Origin of the sequence: Delftia sp. Lp-1 (genome assembly GCF_020523835.1) — a bacterium.
Taxonomy (GTDB): Bacteria; Pseudomonadota; Gammaproteobacteria; order Burkholderiales; family Burkholderiaceae_C; genus Comamonas; species Comamonas acidovorans.
The window spans coordinates 2,152,869-2,166,386 of the sequence record NZ_JAJALJ010000001.1 but is presented as its reverse complement, the minus strand read 5'-3'; the positions used below and the strand labels follow the sequence as shown (position 1 = coordinate 2,166,386).

The 13,518-nt window shown below is 64.3% G+C and carries 17 protein-coding genes; 11 read left to right on the top strand and 6 right to left on the bottom strand.

Annotation, left to right across the window (positions count from 1 at the left end):
* Window positions 1-21 precede the first annotated feature (21 nt).
* The 6 genes from cyoB (at window position 22) to LGR64_RS09625 (ending at window position 5,876) form a co-directional block, all read left to right on the top strand.
* A complete protein-coding gene (gene cyoB / locus LGR64_RS09650; protein WP_013802159.1) occupies window positions 22-2,028 on the top strand; it encodes a cytochrome o ubiquinol oxidase subunit I in 2,007 nt (668 codons plus the stop codon).
* A complete protein-coding gene (gene cyoC / locus LGR64_RS09645; protein ID WP_141831728.1) occupies window positions 2,021-2,653 on the top strand; it encodes a cytochrome o ubiquinol oxidase subunit III in 633 nt (210 codons plus the stop codon). Before cyoB ends, cyoC begins: the two co-directional genes overlap by 8 nt.
* Entirely contained in the window at window positions 2,654-3,094 is a 441-nt protein-coding gene (cyoD, locus tag LGR64_RS09640) for a cytochrome o ubiquinol oxidase subunit IV (RefSeq protein WP_012205885.1), read from the top strand.
* A gap of 71 nt (window positions 3,095-3,165) precedes the next feature.
* Window positions 3,166-3,879, top strand: coding sequence for an SURF1 family protein (locus LGR64_RS09635; protein ID WP_230355341.1), 714 nt, complete (start codon window positions 3,166-3,168; stop codon window positions 3,877-3,879).
* A 129-nt stretch (window positions 3,880-4,008) separates the two neighbouring features.
* Entirely contained in the window at window positions 4,009-5,310 is a 1,302-nt protein-coding gene (locus LGR64_RS09630; RefSeq protein ID WP_013802157.1) for an ATP-binding protein, read from the top strand.
* A gap of 29 nt (window positions 5,311-5,339) precedes the next feature.
* Window positions 5,340-5,876 carry a response regulator transcription factor gene (locus LGR64_RS09625; protein ID WP_012205888.1) on the top strand — a complete coding sequence of 179 codons (537 nt, stop codon included), beginning with the start codon at window positions 5,340-5,342 and terminating at the stop codon, window positions 5,874-5,876.
* 71 nt (window positions 5,877-5,947) lie between these two features.
* On the opposite strand, the gene cyoE is transcribed toward LGR64_RS09625, so the two are convergent.
* The 3 genes from cyoE to LGR64_RS09610 form a co-directional block, all read right to left on the bottom strand.
* The gene (cyoE, locus tag LGR64_RS09620) at window positions 5,948-6,853 is read right to left on the bottom strand and encodes a heme o synthase (RefSeq protein ID WP_012205889.1); all 906 of its coding nucleotides are present in this window, start codon (window positions 6,851-6,853) and stop codon (window positions 5,948-5,950) included.
* The gene (locus LGR64_RS09615) at window positions 6,850-8,049 is read right to left on the bottom strand and encodes a COX15/CtaA family protein (protein ID WP_230355340.1); all 1,200 of its coding nucleotides are present in this window, start codon (window positions 8,047-8,049) and stop codon (window positions 6,850-6,852) included. Before LGR64_RS09615 ends, cyoE begins: the two co-directional genes overlap by 4 nt.
* Before the next feature lie 490 nt (window positions 8,050-8,539).
* Window positions 8,540-8,818, bottom strand: a complete 279-nt coding sequence (locus LGR64_RS09610) for a hypothetical protein (protein ID WP_230355339.1) — start codon at window positions 8,816-8,818, stop codon at window positions 8,540-8,542.
* A 52-nt stretch (window positions 8,819-8,870) separates the two neighbouring features.
* Here LGR64_RS09610 and LGR64_RS09605 point away from each other — a divergent pair, with 52 nt between their 5' ends.
* The 4 genes from LGR64_RS09605 (at window position 8,871) to LGR64_RS09590 (ending at window position 10,291) form a co-directional block, all read left to right on the top strand.
* Entirely contained in the window at window positions 8,871-9,281 is a 411-nt protein-coding gene (locus LGR64_RS09605; RefSeq protein WP_013802153.1) for a hypothetical protein, read from the top strand.
* Window positions 9,282-9,442: 161 nt separating this feature from the next.
* The gene (locus LGR64_RS09600; RefSeq protein WP_230355338.1) at window positions 9,443-9,625 is read left to right on the top strand and encodes a hypothetical protein; all 183 of its coding nucleotides are present in this window, start codon (window positions 9,443-9,445) and stop codon (window positions 9,623-9,625) included.
* Window positions 9,622-9,858 carry a hypothetical protein gene (locus LGR64_RS09595; RefSeq protein ID WP_230355337.1) on the top strand — a complete coding sequence of 79 codons (237 nt, stop codon included), beginning with the start codon at window positions 9,622-9,624 and terminating at the stop codon, window positions 9,856-9,858. The genes LGR64_RS09600 and LGR64_RS09595 overlap by 4 nt, the downstream gene beginning before the upstream one ends.
* 151 nt (window positions 9,859-10,009) lie before the next feature.
* The gene (locus LGR64_RS09590) at window positions 10,010-10,291 is read left to right on the top strand and encodes a hypothetical protein (protein WP_034394410.1); all 282 of its coding nucleotides are present in this window, start codon (window positions 10,010-10,012) and stop codon (window positions 10,289-10,291) included.
* Window positions 10,292-10,340: 49 nt separating this feature from the next.
* On the opposite strand, the gene LGR64_RS09585 is transcribed toward LGR64_RS09590, so the two are convergent.
* The 3 genes from LGR64_RS09585 to LGR64_RS09575 form a co-directional block, all read right to left on the bottom strand.
* Window positions 10,341-11,129 carry a class I SAM-dependent methyltransferase gene (locus LGR64_RS09585; protein WP_230355336.1) on the bottom strand — a complete coding sequence of 263 codons (789 nt, stop codon included), beginning with the start codon at window positions 11,127-11,129 and terminating at the stop codon, window positions 10,341-10,343.
* Between the two features lie 710 nt (window positions 11,130-11,839).
* Window positions 11,840-11,977, bottom strand: coding sequence for a hypothetical protein (locus tag LGR64_RS09580; protein WP_172642938.1), 138 nt, complete (start codon window positions 11,975-11,977; stop codon window positions 11,840-11,842).
* A gap of 177 nt (window positions 11,978-12,154) precedes the next feature.
* Window positions 12,155-12,442 carry an H-NS histone family protein gene (locus LGR64_RS09575; RefSeq protein WP_012205896.1) on the bottom strand — a complete coding sequence of 96 codons (288 nt, stop codon included), beginning with the start codon at window positions 12,440-12,442 and terminating at the stop codon, window positions 12,155-12,157.
* A 134-nt stretch (window positions 12,443-12,576) separates the two neighbouring features.
* Here LGR64_RS09575 and LGR64_RS09570 point away from each other — a divergent pair, with 134 nt between their 5' ends.
* Window positions 12,577-12,828 carry a putative hemolysin gene (locus tag LGR64_RS09570; protein ID WP_013802146.1) on the top strand — a complete coding sequence of 84 codons (252 nt, stop codon included), beginning with the start codon at window positions 12,577-12,579 and terminating at the stop codon, window positions 12,826-12,828.
* Window positions 12,829-13,518: the final 690 nt, after the last annotated feature.

Here is a 13,518-nt window from a genome sequence, read left to right as displayed (position 1 = left end):
TCACGACCTAAGAGACTCGATATGTCTGAACATACCTCCCCGGCACAGGCCCACTGGCTGCTGGGACGCATCACTTGGGACTCCATCCCGATGGCGCATGAGCCCATCGTGCTGGCGACCTTCATCGCCGTGGTGCTCGGCGGCCTTGCCGTGCTGGGCCTGCTCACCAAGTTCCGCCTGTGGGGCCCGCTGTGGCGCGACTGGCTGTGCAGCATCGACCACAAGAAGATCGGCATCATGTACATGATCCTCGGTCTGGTCATGCTGTTGCGCGGCTTTGCCGACGCGCTGATGATGCGCCTGCAGCAGGCCATGGCCTTCGGCGACAACCTGGGCTACCTGCCTCCGCACCACTACGACCAGATCTTCACGGCACACGGCGTGATCATGATCTTCTTCGTGGCCATGCCCTTCGTGACCGGCCTGATGAACTATCTGGTTCCGCTGCAGATCGGCGCCCGCGACGTGTCCTTCCCGTTCCTGAACAACTTCAGCTTCTGGATGACGACGGGCGGCGCCGTGCTGGTGATGATCTCGCTGTTCCTGGGCGAGTTCTCCACCTCCGGCTGGCTGGCACTGTCCAACCTGGGGGCGCAGAACCCCGGGGTCGGGCTTGACTACTACATCTGGGGATTGCAGGTGGCCGGCGTCGGCACCACGCTGTCAGGCATCAACCTGATCGTGACCATCATCAAGATGCGCGCACCCGGCATGAACCTGATGAAGATGCCCGTCTTCACCTGGACCGCCCTGTGCACCAACGCGCTGATCGTGGCCTCGTTCCCCATCCTGACCGCAGCCCTGGTGCTGATGTCGCTGGACCGCTACGTCGGCACGAACTTCTTCACGAACGAGCTGGGCGGCAACCCCATGCTGTACGTGAACCTGATCTGGATCTGGGGCCACCCCGAGGTCTACATCCTGATCCTGCCCTGCTTCGGCATCTTCTCGGAGATCGTCTCGACCTTCAGCCGCAAGCGCCTGTTCGGCTACACCTCCATGGTGTACGCGACGGTGTGTATCACCATCCTGTCCTACCTGGTCTGGCTGCACCACTTCTTCACCATGGGCTCCGGCGCCAGCGTGAATACCTTCTTCGGCATCACGACGATGATCATCTCGATCCCGACGGGCGCCAAGATCTTCAACTGGCTGTTCACCATGTACCGCGGCCGCATCCGCTTCACGGTGCCGATGCTGTGGACCGTGGGCTTCATGTGCACCTTCGCCATCGGCGGCATGACCGGCGTGCTGCTGGCCGTTCCCCCGGCCGACTTCGTGCTGCACAACAGCCTGTTCCTGATCGCCCATTTCCACAACGTGATCATCGGCGGCGTGGTGTTCGGCGTGTTCGCCGGCATCAACTTCTGGTTCCCCAAGGCCTTCGGCTACAAGCTCGACGAGTTCTGGGGCAAGTGCTCGTTCTGGTTCTGGCTGGTCGGCTTCTGGGTCGCCTTTACACCGCTGTACGTGCTGGGCCTGATGGGCGTGACACGCCGTGCCAACCACTTCGAGGACCCCTCGCTGCAGATCTGGTTCGTGATCGCCGCCCTGGGCGCCGGTCTGGTGGCACTGGGCATCGGCAGCTTCCTGATCCAGCTCGTGGTCAGCTACTTCAAGCGCGACCAGCTGCGTGACGTGACCGGCGACCCCTGGGAAGGCCGCACGCTGGAGTGGGCCACCTCCTCGCCCCCTCCCCAGTACAACTTCGCCTTCACGCCCGTGGTGCATGAGATCGATGCCTGGTGGGACATGAAGAAGCACGGCTACCAGCGTCCGCTGACCGGCTTCAAGCCCGTCCACATGCCGTCCAACACCGGCGCCGGCGTCGTGATCGCCGCGCTGTCCACGGTCTTCGGCTTCGCGATGATCTGGCACATGTGGCCCCTGGCCATTGCGTCGTTCGCCGCCACCGTGCTGGCGTCGATCATCCACACGTTCAACTACAAGCGCGACTACTACATCCCCGCCGCAGAAGTCGCGGCCACGGAAGAACTGCGCACACAACAGCTGGCACGTCATGTCTGATACCCGTTACACCGCAGGCGGCGCTGCCGCCCTGGCCCCGCGCGAGTACCACCTCGCCGAGGAGCCCCATCCCGAAAACGGCACCGCTCTGGGCTTCTGGCTCTACCTGATGAGCGACTGCCTGATCTTTGCAGCGCTGTTCGCCACCTATGGCGTGCTGGGCCGCAGCTACGCTGCAGGTCCCACGGGCGCCCAGCTGTTCGACCTGCCCCTGGTGGCGATGAACACGGCCTTCCTGCTGCTGTCGTCCATCACCTTCGGCTTCGCCATGCTGCAAAAGCAGCAGGGCAAGCTGGGCGGCACCCAGCTGTGGCTGGCCATCACCGGCCTGTTCGGCCTGTGCTTCCTGGGCCTGGAACTCTATGAGTTCTCCCACCTGCTGCACGAGGGCGCAGGCCCTCAGCGCAGCGCCTTCCTGTCCTCGTTCTTCACGCTGGTGGGCACCCACGGCCTGCACGTGAGCTTCGGCCTGATCTGGCTGGTCACGCTGATGATCCAGATCAACAAGCACGGCCTGACGCACGAGAACAACCGCCGCCTGATGTGCCTGTCGATGTTCTGGCACTTCTTGGACGTGGTCTGGATCGGCGTCTTCACTTTTGTTTACCTGATGGGGGTGCTGTAAATGGCTGCACACGACATCCACGCCGGCCATGGCCACGGTCACCACGACCATCATGGCCATGACGATCACCACCACGACGCAGGCCCGCACAGCACGTTCTCGGGCTATATGTGGGGCTTCGTGCTCTCGATCATCCTGACGGCCATCCCGTTCTGGCTGGTGATGAGCAACGTCATCTCGGACCGTGCAACGGCCGTGATGGTGCTCGGCGGCTTCGCCGTGGTGCAGATCCTGGTCCACATGGTCTTCTTCCTGCACATGAACGGCAAGATCGAAGGCGGCTGGACCCTGCTGTCCACCATCTTCACCGTGGTCTTCGTGGCCATCGGCATTGCGGGCACCCTGTGGGTCATGTTCCACATGAACACCAACATGATGCCCCAGCACACCATGCCGGCCGACCCCGCCGCGCAGACGGCTCCGGCCTCGGTCACGCCTTGACCGCATCCGGAAACTCCGGGCCGTCCAGCCACGCCGGCGCATCGCGCCGGCGTGGCCCACTCGCTCAGGCGATGCTCATCTCGGTGGGCATCGCCTTGTTTTTGGGCTTCATCTTCCTGGGCAGCTGGCAGGTCCAGCGCCGTGCCTGGAAGCTGGACTTGATAGAGCGCGTGGACCAGCGCGTGCACGCCGCACCCACTGCCCTGCCCCCGCCCGCCGAATGGCCGCAGATCACGGCCGCCGACCACGAGTACCGCGCCGTGCAGGCCAGCGGCCACTGGCTGGCCGGCAAGACCGTGCTGACCCAGGCCGTGACCGAATTGGGCGCCGGCTTCTGGGTGCTGACGCCGCTGCAGATGGACGACGGCAACCAGGTGCTGGTGAACCGGGGCTTCATTCCCACAGCGCAGCGCGCGCGCTGGCAGGATCAGCACGCGCAGGCGCCCCAGGACCCGGTGACGGTGGCTGGCCTGCTGCGCATCAGCGAGCCGCGCGGCGGCTTCCTGCGCGAGAACGATCCCGCGCAGCAGCGCTGGTTCTCGCGCGATGTGGCGGCCATTGCACAGGCCCAGGGCCTGGCCCATGCAGCCCCCTACTTCATCGACGCAGGCCTGCCGGGCCAGCCCGTGGCAGACGGCACCTGGCCGCGCCCGGGCATGACCGTGATCCGCTTCCCCAACAGCCACCTGGTCTATGCGCTGACCTGGTACGGGCTGGCGCTGATGGTGGTCGGCGCGGCCTGGCTGGTCAGGCGCAATGACCGGCAGGCAAGCAGCAAGCCGTAAAGCCGTAAGGCCGTAAAGCCGTCGCTGCAGGCAACAGGGCCACCGATGACATCGGTGGCCTTTTTTACGCCAGTCCTCTACAAGACCCTGTCGCGCCACGGCTGCCTGCGGTAGCGCACAATCGCCCGCGTGAATTCGCCTTCAGAGTCCCTGTTCCGCGTCGAGCGCACCACCGAACGCCAGAACATGCAGCTGCTGATACAGCTGCGCTGGTTTGCCGTGGTCGGGCAGGTGATCACCATCTCCCTGGTGCACTACGGCTTCGGCATCACCCTGCCGCTGCCGGCCATGGCCCTGGTGCTGATGGCCAGCGTCTTCACCAATCTTGGCTACATCTACTGGTACCGCAGCCACCGCCGCCAGATCTCGGCGCGCAACCTGTTCCTGGCCCTGCTGGCCGACGTGCTCGCCCTGGCCATACAGCTGTATTTGAGCGGCGGCGCCAGCAATCCCTTCATCTATCTGTTCCTGCTGCAGGGCATTCTGGGCGCCGTGCTGCTCAGGCCCGTGCACGCCTGGATCATCGTTGCCAGCACCTCGCTGTGCACCCTGGTGCTGGCCATCGTGCACTGGCCCCTGCCCATTGGCGCGGCGGGACCGGACGGGCTGCCCGGCCTGTACGTGAGCGGCATTCTGATCAGCTTCGGGCTGACCACGGTGCTGCTGGTCGTCTTCCTGCGCCGCATCGTCTCCAACCTGCGCCGGCGTGACGCACGGCTGGCCAACATGCGCCAGCGTGCCAGCGAAGAGGAGCACATCGTGCGTATGGGCCTGCTGGCCACGGGCGCGGCGCACGAGCTGGGCACGCCGCTGTCCACCATGTCCGTCATCCTGGGCGACTGGCAGCGCATGCCCGCCATCACGCAAGACCCCGACCTGCTGGCCGACCTGCAGGAAATGCAGCAGCAGCTGCTGCGCTGCAAGTCCATCGTCTCCAGCGTGCTAATGTCGGCCGGCGAGACCCGCGCCGATGCGCCACAGGCCACCACGCTGCGCGCCTTCATGGACGGCGTGGTCGCGCACTGGCAGTCACGCCACGCCGTGGAGCATTTCGACTATGTCCAGGCCGACGAGGACTTCCCCATTCTTTCCGATACCGCGTTGCAGCAAATGGTTTGCAATGTGCTCGACAATGCGGCCGAAGCCTCCCCCCGCCATGTGGCGCTGCACCTGGCCGTGCGCACCGGCATGCTGTGCATCACCGTGCGCGACAAGGGACCGGGCTTTGCACCCGCCGTGCTGGAACAGCTGGGCCAGCGCCATATCTCCACCAAGACGGAGCGCCCGGGCCGGGGGCTGGGCCTGTTCCTGGTGCTCAACGTGGCGCGCTCGCTGGGCGGACGCGTTCAGGTGAGGAACACCCCGCCGCGGGGCAGTGAGGTGGAGATCCGCCTGCCCCTGTCATCGATTGCCATTGAACCCGGCGCCTGAAGCGGCGCCCACAGGAACCCGAATCGCCCATGGACAGCTCCCGCCTCCTGCTGCTGGTTGAAGACGATGCGACCTTTGCGCGCACGCTGACGCGCTCGTTCGAGCGGCGCGGCTACCGCGTGCTGCAGGCCGCCAGCGCCGAGGAAGTGCGCGAGCTGCTGCAGACGCACTCGCCGCAATACGCCGTCATGGACCTCAAGCTGGCGGGCAACGCGTCGGGCCTGAGCTGCGTGCAGATGCTGCACCAGCACAACCCCGAGGCGCTGATCGTCGTGCTCACAGGCTATGCCAGCATTGCCACGGCCGTGGAGGCGGTCAAGCTGGGCGCATGCCACTATCTGGCCAAGCCCTCCAACACCGACGATATCGAGGCCGCCTTCGGCCGCCTCGAGGGCCGCACCGACGTGGAACTGTCGCGCAACCCCACCTCCATCAAGACGCTGGAGTGGGAACACATCCACGAAACCCTGGCCGAGAGCGATTTCAACATCTCCGAAGCCGCCCGTCGCCTGGGCATGCACCGGCGCACGCTGGCGCGCAAGCTGGAGAAGCGGCAGATCAAGTAAGGCGGCAGGCACCAAGACAAACCGGGCCTCAAGGGCCCGGTTTTCATTGCGCGGCCATGGCCCTCAGGCCATCAGCCCAGCCAGAGGTAGTGATCGATCAGCAGCGCCAGGAACAGCACGCTCAGGTGGATCAGCGAGAAGCGGAAGGTCTTGCGCGACAGCTGGTCCGAGTAATTGCGCCACAGTGCAAAGGCATAGGCACAGAAGCCCACGCTCAGCACCACGGCCACCACCAGATAAAGCCAGGAACTCATGCCGTACATGAAGGGCAGCATGCAGGCCGCAAACAGAATCACCGTGTACAGCAGGATCTGCAGCCGCGTGTACTCGCTGCCATGCGTCACGGGCAGCATGGGCAGGCCGGACTGGCGGTAGTCTTCCACGCGGTACAGCGCCAGCGCCCAGAAATGGGGCGGCGTCCACAGGAAGATGATGAGGAACAGGATCAGCGCCTCGGGCCCGACCTGGCCCGTCATCGCGGCCCAGCCCAGCACGGGCGGCATGGCACCGGAGGCGCCGCCGATCACGATGTTCTGCGGCGTGGCGGGCTTGAGGATCACCGTGTAGATCACGGCATAGCCCACGAAGGTGGCCAGCGTCAGCCACATGGTCAACGGGTTGGTGCACAGCAGCAGCACCAGCGCGCCCAGCGTGCACAGGATGGCCGAGAAGGCCAGCGCCTGCTGGCTGCTCAGCTCGCCCCGCGCCGTGGGCCGCCAGGAGGTGCGCTTCATGCGCGCATCGATATGGCGCTCCACCAGGCAGTTGAAGGCGGCAGCCGCGCCCGCCACCAGCCAGATGCCCAGGCAGGCCAGCGCCATGTGCAGCCACTGGTCGGCGTTGGGCCAGCCCGGCACGGCCAGCACCATGCCGATCAGTGCGCAGAACACGATCAGCTGCACCACACGCGGCTTGGTCAGGGCATAGAACTGTGTCCAGCGCGAGGGCTCGACACTCAGGGAAGCTTGTTTACTCATGCAATCTCTCCACGGGCAACCGGCAGACCGTCCCGCAGTGCGCCCGGGCGGCTGGCCGCCAGGCACCAAACAATCACGGTCACCAGCGCAGCTGCGCCGCCCGTATGCAGCACCGCGGCCACCAGCGGCCAATCGAGCACCACGTTCGACAGGCCTGTCAGCACTTGCAGCACCAAAAACGCACCCAGCACGCGGCGCTGCGACGCCAGTGCGGGCACTTCACCCAAACGCCACCACAGCCCGGCCAGCGCAGCCACCACCACATAGGCCGCCAGGCGGTGCAGATAGTGGATGGCCGTGAGGCCCGCAAAGCTGATGTTGCTGCCGTCCTGCAGCAGGCCCAGCGGACGCCAGATCTGCAGCGCCTGCGAAAAATCCATGGCCGGCCACCAGCTGCCCTGGCAGGTCGGGAAACTGCTGCAGGCCAGCACCGCATAGTTGGTGCTGACCCAGCCGCCCAGCGCCACCTGCAGCACCAGCAGCGCAAGGCCCAGCCACAGCCCCGCGCGCAGCGCGGGTGAAATTACGGTCGCCCCTTGCTGGCGCGCAGCACGGCTCAACCCCACGGCGGGCACGCACAGCAAGGCCAGCAGCCCCGTGCCGCCCAGCAGGTGCAGGGTCACGATGGCCGGGAAAAGCTTCATGGTCACGGTCCAGGCGCCAAAGGCGCCCTGCAGGCAGACCCAGAACAGCGCCAGCGTGGGCCACCATGGACTCAGGGCACCGCCTGTGCCCCCCGCCCCTGTACGCTCGGCCCCTGCGCCACCCGCCCTGCCCAGGCGCCGCGCGCGCCGCCAGGCCATGATGGTCATGGCGATGATGAGCACGCCCACGGTGGTTGCCAGATAGCGGTGGACCATCTCTATCCATGCCTTGCCATGCGTCACCGGCCCGGTGGGCATGGCGGCCTGCGCCTCGGCAATCTGCGCGCGGGCGCCCATGGGGCTGGCGCTGCCATAGCAGCCCGGCCAGTCGGGGCAGCCCAGGCCGGAATCGGTCAGGCGGGTGAAGGCGCCGAACAGCACTAGATCGAAGGTCAGGAACAGCGTGAGCACCGACAGCGCCTGCAGCCGCTTGAGCGAGCCACCGCTGCGATTGCGCAGCCACACCCAGGCCAGGGGGCCCAGCGCCAGCAACAGGCCCAGCAGCATCAGCTCCAGAACGGGGGCCAGATCGTACAGCGCCTGTTCGCTCACGCCCGCCCTCCGCAGTGCGGCGTGCACCACACGGCATGGCCCCCGGGCAAGCCGAAAGGCAATGCCGCAGGCGCATCCGGTTGGCGACAGCAGATCTTCATAAATGAGAGCAATTTGACGAGAAGGCTCAGCCCCATGCGCGAGATTGGATCGCAGGCCGGGCCTACAGAGAATCAGGACATGCACCCAGATACAGGCAGTGGGAGGCGCACCTCATGCACAAGGCCCGCCAAGCGGGCCCGGTCGCTGCAACTTTCAGAGCAGCATGTCTTTGATATGAAACAATTCTACTTGGCTGCGAACCGCTCAATCGCCCACGCATGCAGTGCCCCTAGATCGCAGCCAGCTTCTTTTGGCCGGTGCGATGCGGCTTGGGCCTGGCGCACACGAATTTCCACAGGACCCTGCCCAAGGCGTCGGCGGCCCAGCTTTACACGACTGCTCAGATTCGCTCAGATTCAGACACCTCGCGTTCCTTAGATTGGTGGTTTCACTTGGGGACCGGCAACTGCCGGGTGAGGCCATGATTGCAGGAGGCTCGTGGACTGTGCTTGATGGGCACGGAAACGAAATCGGGCGTGTCGAAGGCGATGAATTCGTCCGGTGCGGGACCAGGCCCATCTACCGCATCGATGGGCCGGCGCTGTACTCCATGGACGGTCCGGTCAGACTGATGGGCTTTATCGAAGGGACCGAGGTCAGAACGCGGCAAGGCCGGATCTTCCTCAAATTTCTCGCACATTGAGCGGCACTGCTCAGATTTGCTCATCTTCGGCCAGGTGAAGCCAGGGAGACTCCACGTCCAAGAAAACCTCCAGGCAATGGACCTCTTTTTCGTGCGCGTGCTCTCCAACAACGATTTCAATGCCTTCTGGGACGGCATCGCCCAGGACAAGCCCCTGAAGACGCCCGACAAGGGACGCACCGCGTCCTTCACTGTCATCCGCCGCAGCGACAGCGGCCTGGAAGTCAGAACGCACAAGGGCAACACGGTGCGCATAAGGCGGGAAGCCTTCGGCGCCGTGCTGCGACATCTGGCCCAGGAGCATCACGGCGCCGAGCGGCCCTGCATCGTGGCCTCCAGCCAGCACCGGCCCGGCTTTCTGGGCTTTGCGGCCAAACAGGCCAACGACAACGCAGCCGTGGTGATCACCTACATCCTGCCCATACTGCAGGACGCAGGACTTGTGGAAATCGACGGCAACCGGCCCAACAGGACCTGGCTGCTTTGAACAACTGCACAGCCTTCGGCCTTCTGCGCCGGTCGATGACAATCTATGTCAATTCATTCATAGCCAATCACTAAGGCGCACAGATAATTGCCGGCATTCGTGTGAATTGTGAGAAGGGTCCGGGCCACGCTCCGCGCCCTTCGATGCTGGAGGATTGGCAGATGAGCGCCCCGGAAATGGAGGCCATACAGGAGCGGCTGAAGAAGCTGCGGGTCGACGAGGCGCTGGTTGCCGAGCAGCTGGACCGGCTGCAGGCCCAAAAGGCTGCGCTGCAGCACAGGCTGGCCATGATCCAGGGCGCCGTGCAGGTGCTTGAAGAGATGCGTCAGGAGCTGGAGCCATGAACCGTGGCAAGCCCGTCTCACCACCCGCATCGCCCACCTTGCCCACCGCCGAAGACTGGCTGGCAAGAATTGCGGCGCTGGATGCCACACAGCCCCCTCCCACCCCGCCCCGTTTGCGCAACCCCCGCAAGACAAAGCGCCGCAGGGCGGTCACCATCGTGGCAGTGGCCGTGCTGCTGGTGCTGCTGGCCATCGCCCTGGCCGTGGCGGTGCAGTTGATGTGGGTCAAGTAGCTGTCACACGGCAGCAGCGGAAAGAGCCTTCAAGCGTGAAGCCAACCGAGCCGGTGCTGCTGTATACCCTCACATCCTGGCGAAGTCCCCATATTGTTTGCATGCTCACTTACGCCTAGCATGTGTCCACACTCAACGCAGTGGAGGTGCCATGGCCGATCCCGAAGAACCACTGGAAGTACGCTCAGAACGCTGGCAGTCGCTGAAGGGGCTGGACATCGCCTCCGTGGATCTGGGCCCCATCTGCGTGGTGCTCATGCTGACGCTGGTCTGCATGGCCGTGATGATGCTGCTGGCCAAATCAGGCACCGAGCAAGCACGGCAGGCCCAGCCATCGTCCCAGGCCAAGGGCCCGGCTCCCCGACCGAAGCCGGCGCAGCCCGTGACCGAACCCGCCCAGCAACAGACCTGGACGCCGGCCTTGCGCACCTGAGGGCGACATGAGGGCGACCTGAGGGCGTCAAGGCCAGGCAGCAGTACCTTCAGAGTTTCACCGAACGTGTCGCAATGAAGGTCGGCACGAACTTCTCGATCACAAAACGGGCATGGGGTTGCCAGTCTTCATGAAAGCCCGTCAGCACCAGCCCCGCATCCAGCTGGCCGCCGATCTGATCGGCCAGCGTATGGCCGAACACCAGCGCCTCATTGCGCTCCCGCTTGGCATCGATCGCTGCGGGCGGCAAATCCACCACATCGGAATACGGCAGGCGCCACGCAGGCCGCATGAGCCCTTGCTCGCGCAACGCGGGGTCGCGGTCCTCCACGAAAACCACCGGATTCCAGAAGCTGGACAGAAGGCGCCCACCCTTCGCGAGCACCCGCGCGCATTCACGCCATACGGGCCGCACATCAGGCACGTAGAGGTTGGAGATGGGGTGAAAGACCACATCGAAGCCGGCATCTGCAAAAACGCCAAGATCACGCATGTCGCCCTGCACGCAGGTCAGCGCAAGGCCTTCGCGCTGCGCTACATGGCGGTCCTGTGCAAGCTGCCCGGCAGAGGCATCGAACACGGTGACCTGCGCGCCCGCCGCCGCAAGAATGGGCCCCTGCTGGCCGCCGCCGCTGGCAAGGCAGAGGATGCGCAGGCCACGCACATCATCCAGCCAGCCCGCTGGCAAGGGGCCGGGCGTGAGCCGCGCCTGCCAGCTTCCGGCACGGGCCCGGGCTATTTCAGCGCTGTCGACCGGGCGCGACCAGTCGCAGTCTTTCGCTGCCTGCAGGTTCCAGGCGGCGGTGTTGTGGGCAAGGATGTCGATGGGTTCTGTCATGGGCACTCTTTCAAAAAGAGGCCGCACGGCGACGCGAGGTTGCGTTCAGAAAACGCGGAGCAGTCAACGGGCATGCAGGTGGTGACGCGGGCGTCCGCCGTGGGCCGGCAATGGGCTTCGGGGGATCGGTCGGACAAGGGTCCGAAGGCGTCACAGGTTCATGTCAGGCTCGCAGCGGTCGCAGGAATGGAAGAGGCAAATTCTAAGACTGCGCAAATTGCACTGTCAAACCACTGCGGCGCGTTCCCCACACGGTCATGCGGAAGTCACAACCGTGAGACGGCTTGGCTGTAAGTTGAGCACGCACCCTCGATGGCGCTGGCTTCTGCTGCGCCATGGCGCGCCCGCTGACGACCGGCCTTTCCCAACCCGGCGCCCAATGGATACCGAGGAGCAACACTTTGAAGGAGAGCTATGCGTAGTCCCAAGAAAGGCCGAGAGCCGATCCGGCTCATGGACCTGGCCCCCGCCGTCTTCTGCATCCAGTGCGAACAGGAAAAACCCGCCACAGGAGCCCGCCAATTCCACGCGTGGCATGTGTGCAGCGACTGCTCGCAGAAGTTGGCCCAACTCCCCCCGGCGCAAGCACCCACGGCGCACCACGCGCACTGAGGCAAGCGATTCCCCAAAACGAAAGCCCGCCAGATGGCGGGCTTTCTCATGCCCTCGCGGAAATGAGCGGGGGGCGGGAGCGGGACGTCGATGCGCGCCTACCAGGGCACAAACATGATCACCAGTGCCACAGCCACGATAGCGGCAACGATGTACATGGTTCGCTTGGTGGCGAACCGGTTGCGGGACGACGAGGTGGGCACTTGGCCCGGGGTGTTGGGAGTAGGTTTGTTCATGGCCTCAAGCATGGTCGCCGCCCGGGACCGGCCCTGTCGGACAAGCACAGCTAAGGCAATCAGCGCAGAGCATGACAAGGGCGTCGGCCTTGGCGCAAGGTGACGCTTGTGAACTGCCGTGGGCTCACTGAGCGCAAGTGGCCAGAAAAGACAAAGCCCGCGAGTGCGGGCTGTTGGTCAGATTTCGAAGGCAGTGCGGTCCACTGCATCCTTGATCCACGCAGGAGGCTTGCCCCGGCCGGTCCACGTTGCGCCGGTGGACGGATCACGGTACTTGGGCACGCCTGCACCGACGGGCGACTTGCGCTTGCCCGTGCTGAACACATCTTCCTGGGTCAATTGGAATTGCTGGACGAGCTCGCGAACCTTGGCGATGGCCCCGCCTTTTTCGGCTTTCAGGACTTCGGCGATGCGTGCTTCGATCTCTGCCTTTTGCTGCAGGAGCGTCTTGTAATCAGGTGTCATGGACTTTTCTTGGGTTGTATGCTAGCGAGTCAGCATTCTATGCACAAAATGCCGCGCTGACATACCTTTGCATCGCAAACCGAAGGTTGCGGACACAACAACACTCCCAACCTCCAGAGGTATAGAGTGGCGCAATGAACAAAGCACTGGAACTCTCAGGAATCGCGCTGGTGGCGCTGGTGGCACTGGCACTCAGCGCATGCGCCCAACAGAAGCTGGCACCCTCCGTGGGCATGGCCAATCCCGCATCGGTCTATTGCGGTGAAATCGGCGGACAAGTTCGGATGGAGAAGACGCCCCAGGGCCAGGAAGGCATCTGCGTGCTGCCGAACGGCACGGAAATGGAAGAGTGGACGCTGTACCGCAAGGACCATCCGGCCAAGTAGTGGGATAGCGCTCTGCACGAACCACAAGCAAGTCGTTAACGCTCTGCCGTCACTGCGCGGATGCACAGCGCAAATGCACAGCTATACGCTCAGAGCAGGTGAGAACCCGGCCGCAGTCAAGCCACGTTCCACCTGCATCACGCAGCAGACCTGCAACTTCTTTACACGACGTAAAGCTTTCCTTCAGGAAAGGTCTGCATACTGGCCAGCAACGGATTCCGCCGAGCCTGGGAACTTTCTCCTCCCTCCCTCTCAAATCCCTTCCCCAGGCACGCCACCACGGCATCGGCATTTTTCTTCCAGGGCCCGCAGCTTCGCCGCTTGCGGGCCCTTTTCGTTGCCGGATCGCAGCGACCGCACCCCAGCAATTCATCCATCCTGATGACGAACGAACGCTGGCCGGATGTGGCGCGCTGATAGAGGCAACGCGACACGCTTGCCCTTCAACGGCCGCTGCTCCAAGCGGACACCTTGTCGAAAGAACTCATACATCCGGGGCATGCTCGACCTACATAAGCACCCTTACTTGGCTCGCACAGGGAAGCCTCACAAGCAGTTGAAATAGCGTCTGTCCCGAGACCGCAATGCCCTGCTGATGGAGATAAGCATGAGTCAAGTCGTACCGAGTGAGTCTTTCAATCCGGACCCTGATGCCCGTTACCACCGGAGTCTCCTGGATGCCTTTCCGGT